Here is a 22,909-nt window from a genome sequence, read left to right as displayed (position 1 = left end):
ACGCATTAAGGCTACAGTCTTATTCACGTAGAGTGAAGGAAAAAACCTGAATCGGTTCACCCGATCACTCCCAGTGACCGCCCCGCAGGCCCGCCGATCTTCCAATTCTCCGCTGGATTCGGCCCCCTCGGCATCTCGACTCGCCCCACGACTTCACTCCGCGTCAACGCACAGCGGACCGCCAGGCCACCACAATCGCCCGCCCAGGGAGTGCCCAGGCGGACGTCGACCGGATTCCGTCGAATGTGATGGCCTGGCGGTCCGCGGCTCACTCGGCGAGCGGCAGGTACAGCTTCTTGTCGTGTGCCTTGAAGGTGTCGGACATCTCGGCGAAGCCGGCCTCGATCGCCCCGGTCGAGGTCAGGCCCTTCTCCTCGGCGTAGGCGCGGATGTCGGCGGTGATCCGCATCGAGCAGAACTTCGGACCGCACATCGAGCAGAAGTGGGCCGTCTTGGCCGGTTCGGCGGGCAGCGTCTGGTCATGGAACGACCGCGCGGTGTCGGGATCCAGCGACAGGTTGAACTGGTCCTCCCAGCGGAACTCGAACCTTGCCCTGGACAACGTGTCGTCCCAGTCCTGCGCACCCAGGTGCCCCTTGGCCAGATCGGCCGCGTGGGCAGCGATCTTGTATGTGATCACGCCGGTCTTCACATCGTCGCGGTCCGGCAGGCCGAGGTGTTCCTTCGGCGTGACGTAGCAGAGCATCGCCGTACCCAGCCAGCCGATCTGGGCCGCGCCGATCGCACTGGTGATGTGGTCGTAGGCCGGCGCCACATCAGTTGCCAACGGCCCCAATGTGTAGAACGGTGCCTCGCCGCACAGCTCCTCCTCGAGCCGCACGTTCTCGGCGATCTTGTGCATCGGAACGTGTCCCGGCCCCTCGATCATCACCTGGACATCGTGTTCCCAGGCCACGCGAGTCAGCTCACCAAGGGTCCGCAGTTCGGCGAACTGGGCCGCGTCGTTGGCATCCGCGATACACCCCGGCCGGAGCCCGTCGCCGAGCGAGAACGTCACGTCGTACTCGCGCAGGATCTCGCAGAGCTCGGCGAAATGCGTGTAGAGGAAGGACTCCTGGTGATGTGCCAGGCACCACGCGGCCATGATCGAGCCGCCGCGCGACACGATCCCGGTGATGCGCTGGGCGGTCAGCGGGACGTACCGCAGCAGGACGCCGGCGTGCACCGTCATGTAGTCCACGCCCTGCTCGCACTGCTCGATCACCGTGTCGCGGTACACCTCCCACGTCAGCGCGGCCGGATCGCCGTTCACCTTCTCCAGCGCCTGATACAGCGGGACCGTCCCGATCGGCACCGGCGAGTTCCGCAGGATCCACTCCCGCGTCTCGTGGATGTTCTTGCCGGTGGACAGGTCCATCACCGTGTCCGCGCCCCACCGGGTCGCCCAGACCAGCTTCTCGACCTCTTCCTCGATCGAGCTGGTGACGGCCGAGTTGCCGATGTTCGCGTTCACCTTCACCAGGAACTTCTTCCCGATGATCATCGGCTCGGACTCCGGATGCCGCCGGTTCGCCGGGATCACCGCCCGGCCGCGGGCCACCTCGGCCCGGACGAACTCCGGATCGACGCCCTCGCGGACGGCGACGTACCTCATCTCCTCGGTGATGGTCCCGGCCCGCGCGTGGGCGAGCTGGGTCAACGGCTCCCGGCCGGCGATCCAGTCCCGCCGCAGCGCCGGCAGACCGGCCTGTACGTCGATGGTCGCGGACGAGTCGGTGTACGGGCCGGAGGTGTCGTACAGGTCGAAGTGCTCGCCGTTGGTGAGGTGGACTCGGCGGGCCGGGACGCCCAGCTCGCTGCGGTAGATCTTCTCCGAGCCCGAGATCGGGCCGGTGGTGACAGTCGGTCGGACAGAGTTTCCGATGGTTGTCACGATGCTGCTCCCTACGCCGGAATTACCCGGACAGGTTCGGCGGTCGGCGGCGCCGGTTCGCCCAGCCTGGCCCGGTGGTCCGGTGGTCCGGTGCCAGGGGTGCGCAGTCCAGCCGCCCTCTCAGCCCGCTACGGTGCGAGCTCCCGCGATCTCCAGTTGTCCCGGCCACCCTAACGAAGATCTGCATACCGGATTCCGTGGGGCGCGTCACGTCCGCCGTTTGCCTGCAACCGGTAGCGTTCGGGAATGCGAGACCTCGTGTATCCGCCGGTTGTCGGCTTTGCCAGGACGGCGTTCAAGGTGCTGGACCTGAAGTTCCAGTTGACCGGCACGGAGAACGTGCCGCGGACCGGTGGCGCGGTGATCGCGATGAACCACATCTCCTACGTCGACTTCGTCCTCGGCGGGTTCGGCGCGCTGCCGAGCAAGCGGCTGGTCCGTTTCATGGCCAAGGAGGTGCTGTTCCGCAACCGGTACTCCGGCCCGCTGATGCGCGGGATGCACCACATCCCGGTGGATCGCGCGGCCGGTACGGCGTCGTACCGCCAGGCGCTGCAGTACCTGAACGCGGGCGAGGTCGTCGGCGTCTTCCCGGAGGCGACGATCAGCCGGTCGTTCGAGCTGAAGGACTTCAAGTCCGGCGCGGTCCGGATGGCCGCCGCGACCGGCGTACCGGTGATCCCGCTGATCCTGTGGGGGACGCAGCGGATGCTGACCAAGGACCACCCGCGCGACTTCTCCCGGCACCGCACGATCGCGATCACGGTCGGCGAGCCGATCACCGTCACCCGCGAGGACGATGCGGTCGAGGCGACCGCGCAGCTGCGCTCGACCATGGCCGGCATGCTCGACCGCACCATCCGCGCGTACCCCGAGCAGCCCGCCGGCGCCTGGTGGCTGCCTGCCTCGTACGGCGGCGGCGCGCCCACCCCCGAGGAGGCCGAACGCCTCGACCAGGAGGAGTTGGCCCGCCGGGCTCAGCGCAAGAAGTAGGTAGTCGCCTTTCGGACAACACCTTGACCCCGGATCGGAGCAAGGGTACGAAGAGCATCTGTTGACAAGCAGGAACCTGGGGGGTCCCTGTGGTGTCGGTCGCGCGGTGGCGTGCGCGGCCGTCGTACTCAGGTGGGCGGGGGAAGTTGTGTTGGATACACCCGAAGAGCTGCATCTCTTCGAGCCGGGGACGCTGACCGTGGCACCGCACGTCGCGGAGGAGATCCCCGACGTCGGCCTGTACTTCCTCGACTGGGCGGTCCGCGGGCTGAACGCGGCCCAGGCCCGTGAGGTCGAGTCGGCGATCAATGGCCGGCGCTGCCAGAACGGCTGGTTCCCGCTCGAGAGCCTGGACAACATCGGCAGCCGCGGATTCTGGCGCGGGCCGTTGACGTACCTGGCCCGCATGACCGCCGACGACGGCGCGATCATGCAGGACTGGGCGGCCAGCCGGCTGGAGGGCGAGAAGCGCCACCGGATCGAGGCCACCGCGAACCACCTGCTCTTCCAGCAGGGCCACGCGGCCGCGGCCACCTGGGTGGTGGCCGTCCGGCCGCAGGCCTACCTGGACCTGGCCGAGCTCGGTGAGCGCCTGGCCGCCACCTGGGAGCTCAACCTCGGCTCCGTCCGCCCCAAGGACGTAGCCAAGGCAGTACGCCGCTGGAACCGCTGAGCTCACTCCAGGATCAGGTGGGCCAGGCCGTAGCAGAGGGCGGCGACCAGGCCGGCTGCCGGGATGGTCAGGATCCAGGCCGTGATGATGCCCCTCGCGACACCCCAGCGGACCGCGGACAGCCGCTTGGTCGCGCCGGCGCCCATCACCGCCGAGGTGATCGTATGGGTGGTCGAGACCGGCGCGTGCAGGCCGATCGCCATCACGTAGAGGACGGTCGCGGCGACCGCCTCGGAGGCGAAGCCGCGGGCCGGGTCGAGGTGGATGATCCGGCGGCCCAGGGTGCGCATGATCCGCCAGCCGCCGGAGTAGGTGCCGAGCGAGATCGCGGTCGCGGCGGAGATCTTCACCCAGGTCGGGATGCCGTCCCCCGCCTGCACGTGACCCGTGGTGAGCAGGGCGAGGAAGATCACGCCCATGGTCTTCTGCGCGTCCTGCAGCCCGTGCCCGAGTGCCATCGCGGCGGCCGACACGACCTGAGCCAGCCGGAAGCCGCGGGTGACCTTGCCGGGGTTGCTGCGCCGGAACAGCCACAAGATCGCGGTCATCACCAGGAACGCACCGGCGAAGCCGACCGCGGGTGACAGCACCATCGGGATGACGACCTTGTCGACGATGCCGGACCACAGTACGACGCTCGACGAGGCGAGGCCGGCGCCGACCAGACCGCCGATCAGCGCGTGCGAGGAGGAACTGGGCAGGCCGAAGTACCAGGTGATCAGGTTCCACGTGATGGCACCGATCAGGGCGGCGAGTACGATCACCAACCCATGCTGGCCGGACGGCGCACTGATGATGCCTTTGCCAACGGTCTCGGCCACCTCGGTACCGAGGAACGCGCCGAGGAAGTTCATCACCGCCGCCATCACCAAGGCCACCCGGGGCGTCAGCGCCCGGGTGGAGACCGAGGTTGCGATCGCATTCGCCGCGTCGTGGAAGCCGTTGGTGTAGTCGAACGTCAACGCGATCACGATGACGGCGACGACGAGCGTGAACTCCACGCTCAGCTCTCCTTGACGGCGATCTGCTCGACCGTGTTCGCGACGTGCTCGAAGGCGTCGATCGCGGCCTCCAGCAGGTCGACCACGGTCTTCACCTTCATCACCGTGAGGGCGTCGAACTCGCCGCTGAACAGCTTGGCGATCAGCCGCCGGTGCACGGCGTCACCGGTGTTCTCCAGCCGGTTGATCTCGATCCAGTACTCGGCCAGATCCTTCATCGTGCGCAGCCGCGGCATCGTCTCCGCGGTCAGCTGGGCGGCTCGTTGGAGCACCTCGATCTGCTCGGCGATCTCCTCCGGCAACTTCTCCAGGGAGAACAGGTGGACCGAGTCGACGGCCTCCTCCATGTAATCCATCACGTCGTCCAGGTCGGAGGCCAGCCGGTAGATGTCCTCGCGGTCGAACGGGGTGACGAAGGTCGAGTTGACCCGGCGGATGATCGAGTGGGTGGTCTCGTCAGCCGCGTGCTCGGCATCCTTCATCTGGGTGGCGATCTGGTGGCTGGACGACAGCCCGGTTCCCGCCGTACTGCCGAGCAATTCGGCCAGGATCCGGGATCCGTCCACGAGGTGGTTGGCGGACTCGGTGAAAAGGTCGTAGAACGTCGGGTCGTTCGGACGCAGACGTAACGGCACTTCAAGCTCCGGATGAACGAGGGACAAACCGTGAACATGCTAGGGGCTACGGACCGCTGACTAGGCATCCGCCCGGTCAACGTACCGCGTGGCGATGAACTCCCCCGCCTGGACACGACCGGCGAGTAACTATTCGGTTTCAGCGGGTGAGTACGGCGTACAGGTCGAAGAGCCCCACGATCAGCACCAGACCGGCCGCTGCCCGGAGCAGCCGTTGGTGGCCGAGGGCATGAATCGGAGCACCCTTGGTACGGCGGTAGACGGCGCTGACCGCGGCCCAGCAGGCCAGTGACAGCACCAGTACGACGATGCCGAGGCCGGTGCGGACGTCCGACGTACCGTGGCCGGAGGCAAGCAGCAGGATGCTGTTGGCGATCAGGCCGAGCGCCGTACGACGCCAGGCGAGCAGCGTCCGTTCGGGCTGCAGCCCGGGATCGTTCAGCGCCATAGCGAGAACAGCAGACCGATCAGGCCGACCACGCCGATCGTTGCCGCCAGCATCAGGGGCAGCCGCGTCACCGGGAGGCTGCCGCCGGTGCGCATGGCGGTGAGGTTCGTTTGCCACCGGCGGAAAGCACCCGCCGTGGTGACGATCCCGGCAGTGACCAGAACCACACCGATGATCTTGGCCGGCAGGCGGTCCGGGCCGAGATCGAGGAACTGCACCGCGGACAGACCGCCCGCGTAGCAGGCCAGTGAGGTCCGTAGGTAGGCCAGGTAGGTCCGTTCGTTGGCCAGAGTGAAGCGGTAGTCGGGCTCCTGCTCGTCCGTCATCCGCAGCTCACCAGACCGTGGCTCTCCTTCAGTGTCAGCACACGCCTCACGCTACTCGTCAACTGCGCGGCGAACGCCTTGTCCTGCTCGGCCTTGGTGACCAGAGCGTTCACCATGGTGACGGTCAGCCCGGCCTTGGCGTTGATGACGATGTCCCCGCCGGCCGCGACGAACCGGGTCGCCCGCTGGCCCGCCGGTACCGAGGCCACCTCTGCGGCCGCGCCGACGTCGTCGGTGATCACCACTCCGTTCCACTGCAGATCGCCGCGGACCATGCCCTGGATGACGGTCGGCGAGAACACCGCGCGGTTCTTCGGGTCGATCTTGGTGTAGGTGGCGGTCGAGATCATCACCATGTCGGCGCCGGCCTTGATCCCGTCGGCGAACGGCTGCAGGTCCGCGTCACCGCGCGCAGTGACGCTGTCGACCACACCGGACGAGAAGTCGGTGTTGCCGCGCACTCTGCCGAGTCCCGGAAAGTGCTTGACCGAGGTCATCATTCCAGCTTTTTGCATGCCCGTGACGAACGCCTGGACGGGTGGCCCGACCTCCCCGGGCGCGTTGCCGTACTCACGGTCCAGACTGCCGATCGGCTCGTTCCGCTGCTTGAGTGAGCTGGGTACGACGTCCGCCACCGGCGCGAGGTCGACGTTGACCCCGGCCTCCTTGAGCTGGTCACCCCACCCCTCCGCTTCGGCGGTGAGCTTGGAGCTGGACCAGGTGCCCTGCACGGTCGCTGCCGGGATGCGGTCGAAGCCGGAGCCCTTCAGGCGCTGGATCTGACCGCCCTCCTGGTCTGCCGCGATCAGGGGACGGATGCCTTTGACCGTGGCCGCGGTGGTCGACGCGGCCATCGCCGTACGCGTGTGGGAGAGGCTGCCGCCGCTGCCGAGCAGAAGGATGCCGCCGGGCTTCTGCTTCTGCACGATGGGGCGCTGGGACGACGTCATGCCGTTCGCGCTGATACCGGTCATGATCAACTGGGCCGCTTGCTCTCGCAGGGTGAGGGCCTGCAGTTTCTGGTCGACGCAGCTGATCTGTGTCGGGGTGGCCGTGGGAGTTGGCGTCGGTGTCGGTGTCGTTGTTGGCGTCGGCGCTTCGGTGGTGGGCAGTGGGATCGACGAGGACGGCACCGTGCTGGGGCCGGCGGTGGGTGAGTCGGTGTCACTGCACCCGGCCAGCAGGAGTGCTGTCAGCACGACCAGTGCTGCTTGGCGCCTCATGTCAGCGGCGCTCCCAGGCGGCCCGGTCGACGGTGTCCCCGGAGTGCCGAGCCAGTGTGGCGCAGATGTCGTGGAGTTGCTCTACCTGTTCCTCGCTGAGCGCGTCGAAGATCGACTGACGGACTTCCTCCACGTGGCCGGGCGCGGTCTCGACCAGCTTCTGCCGCCCCAGGTCGGTCATGATCGCGACCTGACCACGACGGTCCGACTCGATGCCTTCCCGTCGTACCCAGCCTGCCTGCTCCAGGCGGTTCACCGCGTGTGAGAGGCGGCTGCGTGAGCCCTGCGTGGCGACCGCGAGCTCACTCATCCGCAGTCGGCCGTCAGGTGCCTCGGACAACCGGACGAGGATCTCGTAGTACGTGTGCGGTATCCCTGCGTCGCGTTGCAACTGCTGCTCGATCCGAGTGTTCACTACGCGCTGGGCTGCGATGAACGCGCGCCACGCCTGTTGCTCCTGCTCGTTCAGCCACCGGGGTTCCGCCATCCCCGCAGCGTAGCCAGAACCGGTTCCGCACGCTCGTCCAATCTGATCAGGAGTACGGCGACCGCACAGATCAGCATGCCGATCACGGCGAGTGCTCCGATGGTCTCGTGGAACAGGAGGAAGGCGAACACCATCGTGGTCGGCGGCACGAGGTAGAGCAGACTGCTGATGCGGGTGGCGCCGGAGACCTTCAGATTGACCAGATACAGGCCCCAACCACCACCTGTTGCCAGCAGCACCAGCCAGAAGACAGCTCCGTAGAAGCCCGGCTCGGTCGGCACAGTCAGTTGGTCAGTGGACGCGGCCAGTGCGACGAAGAACACAGCCGACACGAGGCTCTGCACGCAGAGGGCGTCGAGTGAGTTGGTGCTGGGCTTGCGACGGCGTTCCAGGCAGGTGCCGATGACGAGACCGAGCAGACCGCCGAACGGGAGCAGGAACAGCAGTGGGGAGCCGTGGAGGTCGTCTGCCACGACCAGACCGACTCCGGCGACACCGACGACCAGTCCGAACCACTGACGTTGGCTGACGCGTTCCCCGAGCAGTGGGCCGGCGACTGTGGCGATCAGGATCGGCTGGAGCGATCCGATGAGGGCAGTGACACCGGCTGAGATGCCGTGGTCGATGCCGGTGAAGATGAGTCCGAGGTAGACGCACTGGGTGAGGACGGCCATCCAGACCTGGGTCACGAGGTCCCTGCGGGTGATCGTGGGCCGCCGTACCAGCAGGACGAGGGCCGCCAGTGCCCCGGCGACCAGGAAGCGCCACGCAAGCAGGTCGAAGGCAGTCGTGTACTCCGTCCCCCACCGCGCCCCGATGAACCCACAACTCCAGAACACGACGAACCCCACCCCCGCGACGAGTGGGAGCAGGTTCGTTCGCCGGACCTGGACCGTCGTGGTTGTCATGTCGAGCAGAGTAACCACACCGGTCGGTATACTGTCAGTATGCTCGACCAGCAGATGAGATTGCTAGTGGACCGCCGACTACCCGAGGCGGCCACGCTGACGCCTGCCGGCGAGCGGATCCTGACCGCAGCCTCCACGCTGTTCTACGAGCAGGGCATCCGCGCGGTCGGGGTGGACACGATCGCCGAAGCCGCCGACGTCACGAAGAAGACGCTGTACGACCGGTTCGGCTCGAAGGACCGGCTGATCGCGGCGTATCTGGAGCGGCGGAACCGGGTCTGGCACGAGTTCCTCGACGAGCAACTGACGGCACGTGAGCCGTCGACGCCGGAGGAGGTGATCCTGGCGCTGTTCGCCGCGCTGACCGACTGGGTCGCGAGTTCGCGGTACGGGTGCGGATTCATCAACGCGAGCGTGGAGCTGGCCGCGCCCGACCACCCGGCGTTGCCGGTGATCGTCGGCCAGAAGCAGTGGATGCGCGCGGAGTTCGAGGCACAGGCGACGCTGGCCGGCCTCACTGATCCCGGCGAGCTGGCTGATCGGCTGCTACTGCTGCACGAGGGTGCTCTAGTGAGCTTCCGGGTTGCAGCGATGGAGCACGCGCCCGAGGTGGCTTACCGGGCTGCCGCTGACATGCTGGCGGGCTGGCCGCGCGTCTAGGTGCTGCTGCGCCTGGTGATCGTCAGTCCGACCAGGCGAGACACGACCATGGCGACGTACCCGAGACCTGCCAGCTGCTCGAGCATCACAACCGACCTGCCCCATGACGTAATGGGGACGACGTCGCTCAGTCCTGTGCTGGACAGCGTGGTGAAGCTCAGGAACAGCAGTTCCATCCAGGTGCGGTCGTTGGTGGGGTTGACGGCCGCTGTGAAGCTGCCGGGCACCAGCACCTGGACGAACACGTACAGGTAGGCGAAACCCCAAGCCACCAAGGTGAACGTCGCACCGGTCGCGTAGAGCTCGTCCGTGCTGACCTCGTGGTCGGCCAGCATGTACCGCAGCAGGCTGTAAGCGGCATAGAAGTAGAAGGTCGCGTGCAGTACAGCGGAGATGGCCACGACCGGCTGTGTCGGGTTGAACACGTCGACCAGCGAGAGAACGACGGCTGGGATGCCGAGTCCGATGCTGACCCAGGTCAGGCCCGGGGTGGAGCGGACGGAGAAGACGGCCAGGACGAGTACGAAGATGCCGAGGATCTCGAACGCGACGCGACCGCCGCGGGAGCCTTCCATCGCCGGGTAGACGAGCACACCCAGCAGTTGCACCACCAGCAACACCGCCGAGGGATGCCGCCGCGCATGGGCAAACCAGCTCACCGCACACCGTCCGCGTCTGCCGCAAGCGTGTCTTCCTGGCGGGACGCGATGATGGCCGCGCGGCGGGCGAGGCGGTGGCTGCGCCGGATCTCGGCCTCGCGCAGCCGGCGGCGGTCCTCGTCGGTCTCCGGGACGACCTGCGGCACCGCCCGCGGCTGCCCGTCGGAGTCCACCGCGACGAACACCAGGTACGCCGACGCCACATGGACCTCCGGCCCGACGGAATCCCACCGATCGGCCGTGATCCGTACGCCGATCTCCATCGAACTGCGTCCGGTCCAGTTCACCTGACCGCTGAAATGCACCACGTCGCCGACCCGCACCGGCACCAGGAAGGTCATCTCGTCCATCGACGCGGTGACCGCGGGACCGCCCGAATGCCGGGCCGCCACCACCCCCGCGACCGAGTCGACCAACGTCATGATCACGCCACCGTGCACGGTCCCCAGCAGGTTGGTCTCGTTCTGCGCGGTGATGTGCGACAGCGACAACCGGGTCTCCGAGGTGGGTCGCGACGACGGTGTGCTGGACATCCTGTTCCACTCCTCCTGCGTGCCTGACGTGTTGCCGCAGACTATCCCGGGCGGTTGTCCACAGGTTCGAAACGTCCGGCCGGATCGGGGGCCATTCCTCGTACTTTCTCTGGCGAGGAGGTGGCCATGATGACCATCGACAGCTCCACCGAACGTGCCCAGGGCAACCACTCCGACCGGCCCGACCCGGTCCTGATCCCGCTGACCCGACGCCAATCCGCACATCTCGTCCGCCTCGGCCTCACCGCCGCGGCCCGCCTCGGCCTGGACGTGACCTACGAGGGCGGCGCGGCCCTCGTCCCGGCCGATCCAGCCGCGGACAGCCCGATCCTCGGCCTGAGCAATCTGGCCCGTGCCGTCTCCAGGTACGAGGAACACCGCTGGCCGGCCGTGGTCGAGGAGCACTTCGCCCAACTCCTGCAGCGCCTGAGCCTAGGCCCTCCGTTACCGCCCACGGATCCCGAGCGAGAGCTGATCCAGCGCCTCGTCCCGCGCGACGCGCTCCCCGCCGACTGGACGGCGGACCGCGCCGATTTCCTTCCCGGCCTGCTGTCCGTCCCAGCCACGGCCGTGGACGGCGTCGTCACGATGTACCTCGACCCGACCGACTTCGGCCTGACCTGGTCCGATGCCGAGCGCTTCGGCCTGGCCAACCTCCGGCGCCTGACCGATCACGTCGAGTACGTCGACCACGACGACATCCGGATCGCCCTGGTCACCGGCACCATCTTCGCCGCGTCCCGTGCCCTCGTCCTGGACACCGTCCTGCGCGAATCCCTCCACCTCGAGACCCCGCCGTACGGCGTGCTCGCCGCCCTCCCCGCCCGCGACCTCCTCCTCATCCACGTCATCCGAGACCTCTCGGTCATCCCCGCCCTGGGCCTGATGCTCAACCTCGCGTCCCGCTCCCACACCCACGACCCCGGCCCCCTGACCCCCGACGTCCACCTGGTCACCCCCACCCTCGAATGGCACCCCGCCACCACTCTGTCCCCCGACACCACCCCACTCCGCTTGTCCCCACAACTCGACGCCCTGACCAGGACCCTTGCCCTGATGGAGCCACCATCCGCTGACCAACGCCCGGGCCGATCGGTTGGGTGAGAGATGAAGAGCTCAACTCTGCGGTGGTTTGTAGTGCCCCGGCCAGTCTTTGTGGCGGATTCGGGTGATCGTGCGGACCTCGCCGAGGGTCGACCACTCGTCTTTCCCCAGGCGGGCCAGTGGCCGGAGCAGCCGGATCTCCGGGTGTCCGTCGACCATCATCGCTTCGTCGACGGCAAGGTGGCGGACCCGGCCGATCACGACGGTCGAGTCGCCGAGTTCGAGCGTGGTGTGGAGGGTGCACTCGATCGCCACCGGCGATTCCGCGACGCGCGGTACGGCGACAGTGCGGGAGGGTTCGGTGGTCAGCCCGACGGCTTCGAACTCGGAGATCTCCGCCGGGAAGTTCGTCGCGGTCGCGTTGATCTGCTCGAACAGTGCCTCGGCGGCGAAGTTCACCACGAACTCGCCGGTTGCCTCGACGTTGTTCAGGCTGTCCTTCCGCCCGACCGAGGTGAACTGCACCATCGGCGGCTGCACACAGGCCACGGTGAAGAACGAATGCGGAGCAAGGTTGAGCACACCGTCGGCGGACCTGCTCGACACCCACGCGATCGGGCGCGGGACCACCACGGAGTTCAGCGCCGCGTAGAACTCACGCCGCCCGAGCGCTTCCGGATCCAGATCGACTCGCACGCCCGCAGTACATCAAATCGGGTGGACGGCACCGTGCCCTGGCACAAGGATCGTGGGACACATCACGCGACGAGGGAGGTGCGAGTGGGCGACCACGAGGAGTTCCTGGACCGCGTCACCGCGATCGGCCGGCGGCACGGTGTTCCGCCGGAGCAGGTGACCGAGGTCGCGGGCGGCGTCGCGAACCGTGGGTTCGTACTGGGAGACGCGTTGTTCCTGCGCGTCGCGCGACCAGGATTCGAGGATGACCTGCGGAAGGAGGCCGGCGTCGTACCCGTCGCGTTGTCGGCCGGCGTGCTGACTCCCGCGATCGTCGAGTACGACGACAGCCGTGAACTGATCGATGCGCCGTACGTCGTGATGGAACTCGTGCACGGGATCGAGCCGACCGAGGTGCCATCAGGCCTCGCGGAGCAACTGGCCCGGGTGCACGGGGTCGAGCCGACCGACCTACCCGGCGTACCGCAGGACGACCGTGACGACCCGTGGCGAACGGTCGACAGCCTGGCCGAGCGCGGCTACCTGGACTCCGGTACGGCGAAGTGGTTGAGCGGCTGGTTCACCCGGCTGGCCGACCGGTTCGACCGAAACGAACCGAAGGTACTGATCCACGGAGACGTTGCCGCACACAACCTTCTCGCCGGACCCGACGGTGAACTCCGCGCCCTCATCGACTGGGGCGACGCCGCCTGGGCACCGCGCGGCATGGACTTCGCCAAACTCCCCCTAGAGCACGTAGCCGCCATCCTCCCCGACTACATCCGCCAGACCCGCACCTCCAACACCGGACGAGCCCCACAGGAGGACGAGGTAGCCGCAGCAGCCCTCTGGTTCCACCTCGATTGGGGTCTAGGCAAACTCACCGCCGCCCCCTGGCCAAACCAACGCCACTGGACCGCACCCCCAGCCACCCGAATCCTCGCCCTCCTAAAATTCTTCACCACCACCACCCCGCCCACCCCCTGGTCCACCCTGACCTGACTCCCACCCACCCACCACAACCGCTAAACCACCAGCCGAACACAATCCGGCGCAACGCCACCTCCGCACCTCAGTGCACTCGGCGGCACACACCCGCCGCTGCCCAGCCCGCCGGATCGCCTCTCCCCCACCTACTCCTCTCAGCACCAGGCGCACTTCGATTACGAGCGCTCACCCAACCCGGCACCTCCTTCAGCTCAGCCCGGTGGGTAGCGGGCTGCCGGGGCGCAACCGCCGCGGGCACGCAGGGTAGATATCAAGAAGGTGGGGTTCTGGGTGTTAGTTGTCGGGTTTCTGCTGTAAAACAAGGGGGTTTGCACTTGTTACGACATGAGGCAGACTGAGGTCTCGTGACTGACTACGTAGCCGCTCAGGACCGGTACGACGACCAGATGGCCTACCGGCGGACGGGGCGCAGCGGGTTGCAGCTGCCCGCGATCTCGCTGGGGCTGTGGCACAACTTCGGCGACGACAAGCCGTTCGCCACGCAGCGCGACATCCTGCGCCGAGCGTTCGACCTCGGCGTCACGCACTTCGACCTGGCGAACAACTACGGTCCGCCGTACGGTTCGGCCGAGACGAACTTCGGGACGCACTTCGCCCGCGACTTCGCGACGTACCGCGACGAGCTGATCCTGTCGACCAAGGCCGGGTACGACATGTGGCCGGGTCCGTACGGTCAGGGCGGCGGCTCGCGGAAGTACCTGCTCGCCTCGCTGGACCAGTCGCTGAGCCGGATGGGCCTGGACTACGTCGACATCTTCTACTCGCACCGGTTCGACCCGGACACGCCGCTCGAGGAGACGATGGGCGCGCTCGACGCCGCGGTGCGTTCGGGTAAGGCGCTGTACGCCGGTATCTCGTCGTACTCGGCGGACCGGACCCGGGAGGCGGCCCGGATCCTGCAGGAGCTGGGCACGCCGCTGCTGATCCACCAGCCGTCGTACTCGATGCTGAACCGCTGGATCGAGGAGGACCTGCTGGACGCCGTCGGTGAGCTCGGTGTCGGCGTGATCGCGTTCTCGCCGCTGGCGCAGGGTGTGCTGACCGATCGCTACCTGGACGGCGTGCCGGCCGACTCCCGCGCGGCGCAGGGCAAGTCGCTCAACCCGGAGTCCCTGACCGAGGACACGCTGAAGCACGTCCGCGCACTGAACGAGATCGCCAAGCAGCGCGGCCAGACCGTCGCGCAGCTCGCGCTCGCCTGGACCCTGCGCGACGACCGCGTCACCAGCGCCCTGATCGGAGCCTCCAGCGTCGCCCAACTGGAGAACAACCTCGCCGCGGTGAACAACCTGAAGTTCACCCCCGAGGAGCTCGAGGCCATCGACGCCGACGCCGTCGAAGCCGGCATCAACCTCTGGAAGAAGAGCTCCGACGCCTGAACCGGCGAAGGAGCAGTAGTCCGGGTACGACGACCAACGCGGCCACCGCGGCCAGACCGGCAGAACGCCAGTACGACGAACTGCCGGTCGTCGCCTCAGTGGCCGCTGGCGTGTTGGCGCCTGCGGGCTGGTTCGGGGCGACGTCGGGTGCGTCGGCCTGGACCGGCTTGAGAGTGACGTCGTTGCCGGTGCCGCCCTTGTAGGTGATGGTGTACCGGGCGCCGGCCACGGTGAGCTTGGCGCCCTCCGGGAGCCCGTTGAAGGTGCCGATGACATCCGACGCACCGGCGTTGTTGATGAGGATGAGTTCCGAGCGAGAAGCCGCACCGGGCTGAGAGGCCACACCGGTGGGTTGAGTGGTGCCGGGCTTGGCGGTCGCGGCGGTGGGTTGAGTGGTGCCGGGCTTGGTTGGGGATCCGAGTTGGAGGGTGCCGGCGAGGTTTACCGTGCCGGTGATTTGTGGGGGTTTGGTGGTGAGGGGGGTGATCAGGCGGCCGGTGCGGGTCTGGGTGAAGTTGCCTGCGGCTGTGAACGGGCCGGTGAGGGTGCCGGTGTTGACCAGGGTGCCGCCTGAGAAGGTGCCGGCGAGAACAGACCTACCGCTCAGGCTCACCGAAGCGCGGCGGTTCGAGGTGAGCGTCGTACCTGCGGCCATCGTGAGGTTCCGCAAGCCTTGGTTGCCGGCGTCGGTCAGATCCAGGCGGGCGCCGGCGCGAGTGAGAGCGACAGCGCTGCTCGTCCGCAGGCTCCCCGCGACCACCGCGAGAGTCCCCCGGGAGATCGTCGTCCGGCCCGTGTAGGTGAGGTCACCGGTGAGGCGAGTGGTAGCCGGGCCCGCCTGCACCAAAGACCCGGTGCCGCTGAGCTTCGACAGGGAGACGGTGCTCCGCGAGTTCTGCACGACGAGTGAGCCGTCGTTGACCACCTTGAACAGCGAAGCCTTCGTCAGCAGACTGCCGTCGCCGCCCGGCCGTCCGCTGCCGAGCCGCAGCACCGCGCCACGCTCGATCGTCGTCGAACCGTCGTAGTACTGGTGCGCCGCAAACGTCACGTCGTTACCGCGCACCCCCTTGATCACGATGTCCCCGGCGCCCGGTGACTTGAGCGTGTCGTGGAAGACCCCGCCACCGATCGGCGCACCGAGGGTCACCGGTCCGTTGTAGGCGAAGGTGAGCTTGGACCGGGATCGTGCCGCCAGCAGGTTGATGTAGACCGTGTCCGCAGTGCCCGGCATGAAGATGTCGTCCGTGGTGCCGTCACCCCACTGGACGTCGGCGCCCTTGATGTTGGTCCCGCGCTTGTTGCGATCGTGCGGGATCCTTCGCCAGTTCAGACCCGGATCGCTGAGCGACGGGTCGGTGTCGCCGCCCCGATCGGAGTAGCTGTACTGCCCGGTGAGCACAACCCGTCCACCCGGACGCGACTGCACGTTGATGTCGCTGCCGTACTCACGCTGATAGAAGTTCTGCCGCAGTACGACGGTCTGGTCGAGCGGAGTGTCGATCGTCCACGTCCCCTGGTTGAGGATCGCGCGCGCGTTGGGCAGTGCGACCGCGGCCTCGGGCTTGCCGGCCGCCGTACCGGTGCCGTTGTCGATCACGCCGGAGAAGGGTTGCGAACCGGCCAGGTCAAGCGTCCCCCAGAGGAACCGCGGCTGGGTGACCAGACCGGAGCCGCTGATCGTGCCGAGGTTGATGGCCCGGGTCAGTGACAGCCGCAGGGTGCCGTTGACCTCGATGTTGTCCTGATTGAGCTGGAAGCCGGGCGTGTTGTAGGGGAATCGCCCGATCAGGCCGGTGCCGCCGCCGTTCCCGTACTGCAGGGTGGCACCGCGGTCCACGATCACCGCGGGCGGATCGGGGGTGCCGACCACGACGTACGGGTGGTTGCCGCCGAGGATCCGGACCCGCTGCCGCTGCTGGTCCCGTGGCAGGGTGAAGTCGCTGTCGCGGGTCAGGATCAGGGTGCCGCGTCCGCGGATCCGCAGCGTGCCTTCGCCGCTGATCACGCCGTCGTACGTCGTCGTACCCGCGGGCACCGTGACCGAGGCCGGCCCGGTGAGCGTGACGTTGCGCCCGGCGAGGATGTCGGCGGTGATGTCGCCCGACGCCGACAGGGGATGCAGGAACGTGGCCAGCAGGAGCGAGGTGGCGAGCACCGCGCCACCTTAGGCGACGGACCCCACCGCGCCCGAGCGATTCCGCACAATCTTCACGCAGACCAGAAAGAGGCGGTTGGGTCACGGAGCGCGGCGGGGCGGTTGCACCTGCACGGGGATGGGCACACGCTGGAGTGAAGACCCCCATGGAGGTGGTTGTCATGACCGCTTCGACGCTCGAACTGGCCCTGACCTACGAACACGCCCGGATCCGCGAGCTGGCCGAGCCGGCTCAGCATCCGGCCGCCATGCACCCGGAGCGCCGGCACCAGACCGACTGGTTCTACGCCATCGCCGCGCAGCACCTCGCCGCCGCCGAGGACGTCCTCCTCCCGCACGTACGCCGGCTGCCCGACGGCGACGACCTGGTCACCAGGTACGTCGGCAACGCGAAGGAACTGGAGCGGTCGCTGCGGTTCCTGAAGGGACGCCAGTACGGCGACAGTCGCATGCAGGACCTCACGTCGCACGAAGTGTGGGAATCGATCGACCGGCTGCTCACCGAGCACGAGCAGATGGAGACCGACTACAGCCAGCGCATCAGTGAGCAGCTGGACGACTCGGACGTCAACACGCTGACCGAGGAGCTGCTGGAGGCGGAGGAGGTGGCTCCCACCCGAGCACACCCGTACTCACCGCACACCGGGATGGCAGGGCGGCTCACACACCGCATGTGGCGAGTAGCCGACACCGCGTGGGACAGCGCGGAGGGCCGCGTCGTACCCACGAAGTACCACGTCCATCCGAAGCGTGACTCGGCGCTGTCGCACTACCTGTACGGCACTCCGCTGCCGGAGACCGAGGAAGACACCACAGACAGCAAGTGACCGGGCCCGGTATCCCCCAGATGCCTCCGGAGGGCCGGGCCCGGTCTGCCTGCTCTCACTGCGCCTGGTTGTGAGAGCCGGCGTGGCCCCGCCTCCGCTGCGCCTGGTGTGCGGAGGTGGGACCTTGCGTCCTCCCCCGCTGCGCCTGGTGTGCGGGGGAGGACGGTCTGGTTATCTCAGTGCGTCGATCGCCTTCTTCGCGCCCGGATGCACCGACACCGGATCGGTCTTGTCGGCGTTCGCCAGGTCGATGCCCTTGGCGGCCGCGTTCACCGCGACCAGGGCGTCCTTGTTCTCGTAGATGACCTTGGTCAGCTGCTCGGCCAGGTCGTCCTTCATGTTCTTCCGGACCAGCAGCACGTTCGGTACGACGATGGTCGCCACATCGGCCGGCTGCTTGTAGGTCGCCGCCGGGATCGGGGCCTGTGAGTAGACCGGGCCGTACTTCTCCTGCATCTTCGGCAGCAGGTCCACGATCGGGATGAGCTTCACGTTCTTGCCCATGCTCGTGGTCAGGTCGGTGATACCGCCGGTCGGCAGACCGCCGGACCAGACCAGTGCGTCGATGGACCCCGACTTCATCGCGTCCACCGACTCCGGCAGGCCGAGCCGCTGCGCGGTGACGTCCTTGGCCGGGTCGAGACCGGCGGCCTCGAGCAGCCGCCGGGCGATCACCTCGGTGCCCGAGTTCGGCGAACCGGTCGAGACCCGCTTGCCCTTCAGGTCGGCGATCGAGTTGATGCCGGCGGAGGTCCGGACGGCGACCTGCGTGTAGTTGTTGTAGAGCTTGGTCAGCGCGACGACGTCCTGCGGCTGGTTGAAGCTGTTCACGCCCTTCACTGCATCGGCGGCGGTGTCACCGAGCGAGAACGCGATGTCGTAGTTCCCCGCCACCAGGCCCTGCACGTTCTGCACCGAGGCGCCGGTCTCGCTCGCCGTCGCCCGGTAGCCGGAGACCTTCTGCGAGATCAGTGATGCCAGCGCACCGCCGAGCTGGTAGTAGACGCCGGTGGTGTTGCCGGTGGCAATGGTCAGCCGGCCGCCGTCGGCCGAACCGGACCCGGTCGGTTCATCCCGCTGGCCGCCGCAGGCGACCAGGGAGACGACGGCGGCGAGCGCCACCACAGCGGCGGGGAGGCGACGGGTTCTCATCAAGTGACGGGTCCTTCCTTCGGGCCGGCCTCTGACCGGGGCGGCGGGGTGGGGTCAGCATTCGTACTGCGTTGCCGCCGGACCAGATTGATGACGACGGCAACAAGTAGCAAACAGATTCCGGCCGTGATGGTTACGGGCGCGAGATAGAGCAACAGCACCGCGGCCGGCACACACACCAGCCGTTCGAGCCAGCCGGTGGCCGTGACGATCCAGCCACCGGTCACCACCGCGAGCGCGGCGACGGCCAGCATCGAGACGCCGAGCGTCCAGACCATACCGATGAACGATCCCTGACCGAGCAGCCGCGCACCGTTGTCGGTGAGCACGAACGCGAACGGCACCAGGAACGCCGGCAGCGTGTACTTCCACGCCTGCCACATCGTCGGCATCACCTTGCCGCCGGTGATCGCGGCTGTCGCCACCGCGGCCAGTGCGGTCGGCGGCGACACCTCCGACAGTACGGCGTAGTAGAAGATGAACATGTACGCCTCGGGCTGCGTCACCCCGAGCTGTACCAGGGCCGGCGCGATGATCACGGCGGCGATGATGAACGACGCGGTCACCGGCACGGCCAGTCCGAGGATCAGTACGGCGAACCCCGACAGGATCACGGTGAAGATCAGGACCGCGGTGTGGTTCTCGGTCAGCCCCCGGGCCGCGCTGACGATGATCTCGGCCAGGTTGAGGCCGAGCCCGGTCTGCGTGGTGACCGCGACGATGATGCCGGCCGTCGCACAGGTGGCCGCCACCGGCAGCACCGAACGGGTGCCCTGGGCAAGCGCTTTGAGCAGCGGCCCCACGGTCAACCGGTGCTCGCGGTCCAGGAACGACAGCCCGAACTGGACGATCACCGCGTAGACCACAGCCTTGAACGGCGGCACGTCGACCGCCATGAAGCCGATGATCACGAACAACGACAGGAAGTGGTACCCGAACCGCAACAGCAACCGTAACGCCGAGTCTGTCGATGTCTCCGCCGACGTCGTCCCGTGCCGGCGGGCGTCGATCTCGATCGCGAGCAGGATGCCCAGGTAATACAGGATCGTCGGGATGACGGCGTACCCGAGGACGGTCAGGTACGACACCTGCAGGAACTCGGCGATGATGAACGCGGCCGCACCCAGGGTCGGTGGCGACAGGATCGCACCGATACCGGAGGCGGCCAGCATTCCGCCTGCCGGTTCGGGCGGATAACCCGCGCGCCGCAGGATCGGCCACGACACCGTGCCGAGTGACACCGCGGTCGCCGTACCCGAGCCGGACACGCTGCCCAGCAGGAAGCCGGCCAAGGTGACTGTGCGACCAGGCGCCGTACGGCTGCGCTTGAAGGCCGCGAAGGACAAGTCGATGAAGAACTTCCCGGCACCGGAGTAGTCCAGTACGGCGCCGTAGATCGTGAACAGCACGATGTAGCTGGCCGCGACGTTCAGCGGTGTCCCGTAGAACCCGGCGGTTCCGTTGGTGAACTGCGCGATGATCGCGTCGAAGTTGAAGCCCTTGTGCGCCAACGACCAGGTCTGGGGCAGAAAGCCGCCGTAGTACGCGTAGGCGATGAACAACAGGCTGAAGATGGGCAGCACCCATCCCGTCGTACGACGGCATGCCTCGAGCAACAGCACAAGCAACAGAGCGCCGGCCACCACATCGAGAGACGTCGGCGCCTGGCGTCGTTCCAGGAAGCCGTCGAAGTCCAGGAGCGGGTAGACGCAGACCGCCAATGCGACGACGGCCAGGAGCCAGTCGGTGATCCCGGGATCGTCGGTGACGGGCTCCCGCTTGAACGGATTGAGGAACGGAGGGACCTTCCAACCCCTGTAACACAGCAAGGTGATCGGCAGAACGGCTGCGAGAAAGATCACCAAGTAAAACTGCGTGCCTTGTGGTAGAGGGAAGAACACCTGCAACAGGACGCCGATGCTGACGATTGCGCACCAGACCGCAATCACCCGGTCCAGGACAGGCCGAAGCCGCCGAGCGGGCCTCTCCTGCTCATACTCGGCGAGTTCTTCGTCGGAGGGCGCGGCCAAGCCGCCCCCCGTACCGATACCGACAGTCATCTACCGGTTCCCTCCTGTGTCCGGAAGGCTAATGTTGCCGAACACTGCGTGGAGTCGCGTGATTACGTCTTTACCAAGATCTGACACATATGAGCGTCTCCTGGCCTACGATCACCGCATGAGTGGCGCGGTCAGGATCCTGTTGGTCGAAGACGATCTCGATATCGCGAATGCCCTGATACCTGCGCTGCGGCGTTACGGCTTGATGGTCACGCATGTCCGGACCGCTGCGGACGCCCTGGCGGCGGACCCCGGCGACCTGGTCCTGCTGGACCTCGGGCTGCCTGACGGGGACGGTATCAACGTCTGCCGGCAGATCCGTACGGTGTCGGACGTTCCGGTGATCGCGGTGACCGCGCGGGGCGAGGCGGCCGACCGGGTCCGGGGGTTGCGCAGCGGTGCGGACGACTATGTGGTCAAACCGTTCGCGATATCCGAGCTGCTGGCCCGGATCGATGCTGTACTTCGTCGTACCGGCCTCTTGCAGCCCCGCCCCCGGGTGACCGTCGGCGACCTGACCGTGGACATCGAGGCCCGGACCGTCCAGGTCGCGGACAAGCCCATCAGCCTGACCCGCAAGGAGTTCGACGTGCTAGCTGTGCTGGCCGCTCACCACGGCCGGGTGGTCCCGCGCGAACAGGTCGCCCTGTACGCCTGGCAGTCGGTCTTCGAGGCCTCGTCGCGGACGATGGACGTGCACGTGGCCAGCCTGCGGGCCAAGCTCGGCCGGCCCGAGCTGGTGCAGACCATTCGCGGTGTCGGCTACCGCCTGGGTTCGGACTGACCGTTGCGCCGTCGTCTGCTGCAGTCACTCGTACCGATGGTCGTCATCCTGGCCATCGTCGCCGCCGTCCCGCTGGCGAACTACATCGCCACGAGTGCGTCGCGGACGCTGTTCCTGTCCCGCAGCAACGACGCGGACTGGTTCGCCACCATGGCGGAGTCGCCGCTGCAGTCCGGTGACATCGCCAACCTGCGTGAGCTGGCGGTTCGGTACCACGAGCTCTACAACACCCCGGTGTTCGTCGTCGACGTCGACCGCAAAGTGGTGGCCACCTCACGGTCCGGTGTCGACGTGGACGAGCCGGACCTCAAGTCCGCCCTCGACAGCACCCTGGCCGGCCGTCTGCCGTCCGAGCCGCCCGCCCTGTTCCCCTGGCGCACCGGCGAGATGGTGGTGGCCCGTCCGGTCGTCAACAACGGTCGCGTGCTCGGTGCCGCCGTACTGCGGGTGCCGACCGAGAAGGCCCGCGACCAGGTGCAGCGCGGTCTGCTGCTGCTCCTCGGCGGTCTGCTGATCAGCATCGGCGCGATTGTCATCGGTATCGTCCGGCCGATCACCCGCTGGGTGCTGCGGCCGCTGAACGACCTCGACAACGCGACCCACCAGATCACCCGCGGCGCCCTCGACACCCGGGTGTCGACCGACGGACGCGCACCAGAGCTGCGAAGACTCGGCGACAGCTTCAACTCGATGGCACTCAGCCTGCACCAGGCCCGTCAGCGCGAGCGCGAGTTCGTTGCCGACGCATCCCATCAGCTCCGGACGCCGCTGACCTCGGCGCGGATCCACATCGAGGGCCTGTCCCGGCTGTCGCCGACGGCCCGGTTCGCGCTCAGCGACATCGACCGGCTCGGCCGGATCGTCCAGCGGCTGTCCCGGCTGGCCGGTTCGGACCGCCCCGGAGCCGATGCCGAGAGCAACGAAGAGCCGCTGGACCTGGCCCAGGCGGTGAAGGAGCGGCTGGTCGGCTGGAAGGCCGTGTACGCCGCCGACGACATGGAACTCATCATCGGCGAGATGGTGCCGGGCGGTGTCGCCCCGGAGCTCGAGGTGGACGACATCCTCGACGTCCTGCTCGACAACGCCTCCAAGTACGGCGCTCCGCCGGTGGAGGTGTCGGTGACACGCGACGGCACCGAGGTGGTCATGTCGGTCCGCGACCACGGCCTCGGGCTGGGATCGCGCGATCTGAAGAAGGTCGGCGAGCGGTTCTGGCGCAGCGCGCACCACCGGGAGATGCCGGGCACCGGTCTGGGGCTGGCGATCGTCCGGTCCGAGGCGGCCCGGGTCGGCGGCCGCGTCGTGGCCCGCCCGCCGATCGGCGGCGGCCTGGTGATCGAGGTCCGCGTCCCCCTGATCGACGACTACGAGGTCTGACCGAG

23 protein-coding genes are annotated in these 22,909 nt (G+C 67.7%); 9 read left to right on the top strand and 14 right to left on the bottom strand.

Going from position 1 to position 22,909, the window contains the following annotated elements; genetic code table 11:
* Nucleotides 1-268: 268 nt before the first annotated feature.
* The gene (gene thiC / locus V9K99_RS22260; RefSeq protein WP_337010225.1) at nucleotides 269-1,894 is read right to left on the bottom strand and encodes a phosphomethylpyrimidine synthase ThiC; all 1,626 of its coding nucleotides are present in this window, start codon (nucleotides 1,892-1,894) and stop codon (nucleotides 269-271) included.
* 246 nt (nucleotides 1,895-2,140) lie between these two features.
* On the opposite strand from thiC, the gene V9K99_RS22255 reads away from it, so the two are divergent.
* Nucleotides 2,141-2,887 carry a lysophospholipid acyltransferase family protein gene (locus V9K99_RS22255; RefSeq protein WP_337010227.1) on the top strand — a complete coding sequence of 249 codons (747 nt, stop codon included), beginning with the start codon at nucleotides 2,141-2,143 and terminating at the stop codon, nucleotides 2,885-2,887.
* Between the two features lie 148 nt (nucleotides 2,888-3,035).
* Nucleotides 3,036-3,560, top strand: a complete 525-nt coding sequence (locus V9K99_RS22250; RefSeq protein WP_337010229.1) for a hypothetical protein — start codon at nucleotides 3,036-3,038, stop codon at nucleotides 3,558-3,560.
* 2 nt (nucleotides 3,561-3,562) lie between these two features.
* Here V9K99_RS22250 and V9K99_RS22245 read toward each other — a convergent pair whose 3' ends face one another.
* From V9K99_RS22245 to V9K99_RS22215, 7 genes are all read right to left on the bottom strand, one after another.
* Nucleotides 3,563-4,561 carry an inorganic phosphate transporter gene (locus V9K99_RS22245; RefSeq protein WP_337010231.1) on the bottom strand — a complete coding sequence of 333 codons (999 nt, stop codon included), beginning with the start codon at nucleotides 4,559-4,561 and terminating at the stop codon, nucleotides 3,563-3,565.
* Nucleotides 4,562-4,563: 2 nt separating this feature from the next.
* Entirely contained in the window at nucleotides 4,564-5,196 is a 633-nt protein-coding gene (locus tag V9K99_RS22240; RefSeq protein WP_337010233.1) for a DUF47 domain-containing protein, read from the bottom strand.
* 139 nt (nucleotides 5,197-5,335) lie between these two features.
* Complete coding sequence (locus tag V9K99_RS22235) at nucleotides 5,336-5,644, bottom strand: DUF202 domain-containing protein (RefSeq protein ID WP_337010235.1); 309 nt, start codon at nucleotides 5,642-5,644, stop codon at nucleotides 5,336-5,338.
* On the bottom strand, nucleotides 5,635-5,970 hold the full coding sequence (locus V9K99_RS22230; RefSeq protein WP_337010237.1) for a YidH family protein: 336 nt from the start codon (nucleotides 5,968-5,970) through the stop codon (nucleotides 5,635-5,637). The genes V9K99_RS22235 and V9K99_RS22230 overlap by 10 nt, the downstream gene beginning before the upstream one ends.
* Nucleotides 5,967-7,193 (bottom strand): glycoside hydrolase family 3 N-terminal domain-containing protein, encoded by a 1,227-nt coding sequence (locus tag V9K99_RS22225; protein WP_337010239.1) that lies wholly within the window; start codon nucleotides 7,191-7,193, stop codon nucleotides 5,967-5,969. The genes V9K99_RS22230 and V9K99_RS22225 overlap by 4 nt, the downstream gene beginning before the upstream one ends.
* A 1-nt stretch (nucleotide 7,194) precedes the next feature.
* Nucleotides 7,195-7,680 carry a MarR family winged helix-turn-helix transcriptional regulator gene (locus tag V9K99_RS22220; RefSeq protein WP_337010241.1) on the bottom strand — a complete coding sequence of 162 codons (486 nt, stop codon included), beginning with the start codon at nucleotides 7,678-7,680 and terminating at the stop codon, nucleotides 7,195-7,197.
* On the bottom strand, nucleotides 7,659-8,588 hold the full coding sequence (locus V9K99_RS22215; protein ID WP_337010243.1) for a DMT family transporter: 930 nt from the start codon (nucleotides 8,586-8,588) through the stop codon (nucleotides 7,659-7,661). Before V9K99_RS22215 ends, V9K99_RS22220 begins: the two co-directional genes overlap by 22 nt.
* 54 nt (nucleotides 8,589-8,642) lie before the next feature.
* On the opposite strand from V9K99_RS22215, the gene V9K99_RS22210 reads away from it, so the two are divergent.
* Nucleotides 8,643-9,248: a TetR/AcrR family transcriptional regulator gene (locus tag V9K99_RS22210; protein WP_337010245.1), complete on the top strand. Its 606-nt coding sequence runs from the start codon at nucleotides 8,643-8,645 to the stop codon at nucleotides 9,246-9,248.
* Here the strand turns inward: V9K99_RS22210 and V9K99_RS22205 are convergent.
* Complete coding sequence (locus tag V9K99_RS22205; RefSeq protein ID WP_337010246.1) at nucleotides 9,245-9,907, bottom strand: potassium channel family protein; 663 nt, start codon at nucleotides 9,905-9,907, stop codon at nucleotides 9,245-9,247. The genes V9K99_RS22210 and V9K99_RS22205 overlap by 4 nt on opposite strands.
* The gene (locus V9K99_RS22200; protein WP_337010248.1) at nucleotides 9,904-10,440 is read right to left on the bottom strand and encodes an acyl-CoA thioesterase; all 537 of its coding nucleotides are present in this window, start codon (nucleotides 10,438-10,440) and stop codon (nucleotides 9,904-9,906) included. Before V9K99_RS22200 ends, V9K99_RS22205 begins: the two co-directional genes overlap by 4 nt.
* Nucleotides 10,441-10,566: 126 nt before the next feature.
* Between V9K99_RS22200 and V9K99_RS22195 the strand changes: the two genes are divergently transcribed.
* Nucleotides 10,567-11,544: a hypothetical protein gene (locus tag V9K99_RS22195; RefSeq protein WP_337010250.1), complete on the top strand. Its 978-nt coding sequence runs from the start codon at nucleotides 10,567-10,569 to the stop codon at nucleotides 11,542-11,544.
* 12 nt (nucleotides 11,545-11,556) lie between these two features.
* Here the strand turns inward: V9K99_RS22195 and V9K99_RS22190 are convergent, their stop codons facing one another.
* A complete protein-coding gene (locus V9K99_RS22190) occupies nucleotides 11,557-12,180 on the bottom strand; it encodes a flavin reductase family protein (RefSeq protein ID WP_337010252.1) in 624 nt (207 codons plus the stop codon).
* 84 nt (nucleotides 12,181-12,264) lie between these two features.
* Here V9K99_RS22190 and V9K99_RS22185 point away from each other — a divergent pair, with 84 nt between their 5' ends.
* A complete protein-coding gene (locus V9K99_RS22185) occupies nucleotides 12,265-13,161 on the top strand; it encodes a phosphotransferase family protein (RefSeq protein ID WP_337010254.1) in 897 nt (298 codons plus the stop codon).
* 350 nt (nucleotides 13,162-13,511) lie between these two features.
* A complete protein-coding gene (gene mgrA / locus V9K99_RS22180) occupies nucleotides 13,512-14,546 on the top strand; it encodes an L-glyceraldehyde 3-phosphate reductase (RefSeq protein ID WP_337010256.1) in 1,035 nt (344 codons plus the stop codon).
* On the opposite strand, the gene V9K99_RS22175 is transcribed toward mgrA, so the two are convergent.
* On the bottom strand, nucleotides 14,515-16,704 hold the full coding sequence (locus tag V9K99_RS22175; RefSeq protein WP_337010258.1) for an autotransporter-associated beta strand repeat-containing protein: 2,190 nt from the start codon (nucleotides 16,702-16,704) through the stop codon (nucleotides 14,515-14,517). The genes mgrA and V9K99_RS22175 overlap by 32 nt on opposite strands.
* 161 nt (nucleotides 16,705-16,865) lie before the next feature.
* Here V9K99_RS22175 and V9K99_RS22170 point away from each other — a divergent pair, with 161 nt between their 5' ends.
* The gene (locus tag V9K99_RS22170; protein ID WP_337010260.1) at nucleotides 16,866-17,531 is read left to right on the top strand and encodes a hypothetical protein; all 666 of its coding nucleotides are present in this window, start codon (nucleotides 16,866-16,868) and stop codon (nucleotides 17,529-17,531) included.
* A 171-nt stretch (nucleotides 17,532-17,702) separates the two neighbouring features.
* On the opposite strand, the gene V9K99_RS22165 is transcribed toward V9K99_RS22170, so the two are convergent.
* Nucleotides 17,703-18,683 carry a TAXI family TRAP transporter solute-binding subunit gene (locus V9K99_RS22165; protein ID WP_337010262.1) on the bottom strand — a complete coding sequence of 327 codons (981 nt, stop codon included), beginning with the start codon at nucleotides 18,681-18,683 and terminating at the stop codon, nucleotides 17,703-17,705.
* Nucleotides 18,683-20,743 carry a TRAP transporter permease gene (locus V9K99_RS22160; RefSeq protein ID WP_337010264.1) on the bottom strand — a complete coding sequence of 687 codons (2,061 nt, stop codon included), beginning with the start codon at nucleotides 20,741-20,743 and terminating at the stop codon, nucleotides 18,683-18,685. Before V9K99_RS22160 ends, V9K99_RS22165 begins: the two co-directional genes overlap by 1 nt.
* A 118-nt stretch (nucleotides 20,744-20,861) precedes the next feature.
* Between V9K99_RS22160 and V9K99_RS22155 the strand changes: the two genes are divergently transcribed.
* Nucleotides 20,862-21,527, top strand: coding sequence for a response regulator transcription factor (locus tag V9K99_RS22155; protein ID WP_012918592.1), 666 nt, complete (start codon nucleotides 20,862-20,864; stop codon nucleotides 21,525-21,527).
* Nucleotides 21,528-21,530: 3 nt separating this feature from the next.
* A complete protein-coding gene (locus tag V9K99_RS22150; protein ID WP_337323599.1) occupies nucleotides 21,531-22,904 on the top strand; it encodes a sensor histidine kinase in 1,374 nt (457 codons plus the stop codon).
* Nucleotides 22,905-22,909: the final 5 nt, after the last annotated feature.

This window comes from Kribbella sp. CCNWLW201, from assembly GCF_037203805.1.
GTDB lineage: Bacteria > Actinomycetota > Actinomycetes > Propionibacteriales > Kribbellaceae > Kribbella.
The sequence above is the reverse complement of the archived record's forward strand: the minus strand, read 5'-3'. Positions and strand labels throughout refer to the sequence as shown.

Bases quoted from the DNA above. Each gene is read 5' to 3' on its own strand.
- V9K99_RS22200 (WP_337010248.1), bottom strand. From the start codon at position 10,440: ATGTCCAGCACACCGTCGTCGCGACCCACCTCGGAGACCCGGTTGTCG.
- V9K99_RS22230 (WP_337010237.1), bottom strand. From the start codon at position 5,970: ATGACGGACGAGCAGGAGCCCGACTACCGCTTCACTCTGGCCAACGAA.
- V9K99_RS22165 (WP_337010262.1), bottom strand. From the start codon at position 18,683: ATGAGAACCCGTCGCCTCCCCGCCGCTGTGGTGGCGCTCGCCGCCGTC.
- V9K99_RS22235 (WP_337010235.1), bottom strand. From the start codon at position 5,644: ATGGCGCTGAACGATCCCGGGCTGCAGCCCGAACGGACGCTGCTCGCC.
- V9K99_RS22220 (WP_337010241.1), bottom strand. From the start codon at position 7,680: ATGGCGGAACCCCGGTGGCTGAACGAGCAGGAGCAACAGGCGTGGCGC.
- V9K99_RS22160 (WP_337010264.1), bottom strand. From the start codon at position 20,743: ATGACTGTCGGTATCGGTACGGGGGGCGGCTTGGCCGCGCCCTCCGAC.
- V9K99_RS22255 (WP_337010227.1), top strand. From the start codon at position 2,141: ATGCGAGACCTCGTGTATCCGCCGGTTGTCGGCTTTGCCAGGACGGCG.
- V9K99_RS22170 (WP_337010260.1), top strand. From the start codon at position 16,866: ATGACCGCTTCGACGCTCGAACTGGCCCTGACCTACGAACACGCCCGG.
- V9K99_RS22195 (WP_337010250.1), top strand. From the start codon at position 10,567: ATGATGACCATCGACAGCTCCACCGAACGTGCCCAGGGCAACCACTCC.
- V9K99_RS22225 (WP_337010239.1), bottom strand. From the start codon at position 7,193: ATGAGGCGCCAAGCAGCACTGGTCGTGCTGACAGCACTCCTGCTGGCC.
- V9K99_RS22155 (WP_012918592.1), top strand. From the start codon at position 20,862: ATGAGTGGCGCGGTCAGGATCCTGTTGGTCGAAGACGATCTCGATATC.
- V9K99_RS22210 (WP_337010245.1), top strand. From the start codon at position 8,643: ATGAGATTGCTAGTGGACCGCCGACTACCCGAGGCGGCCACGCTGACG.
- V9K99_RS22215 (WP_337010243.1), bottom strand. From the start codon at position 8,588: ATGACAACCACGACGGTCCAGGTCCGGCGAACGAACCTGCTCCCACTC.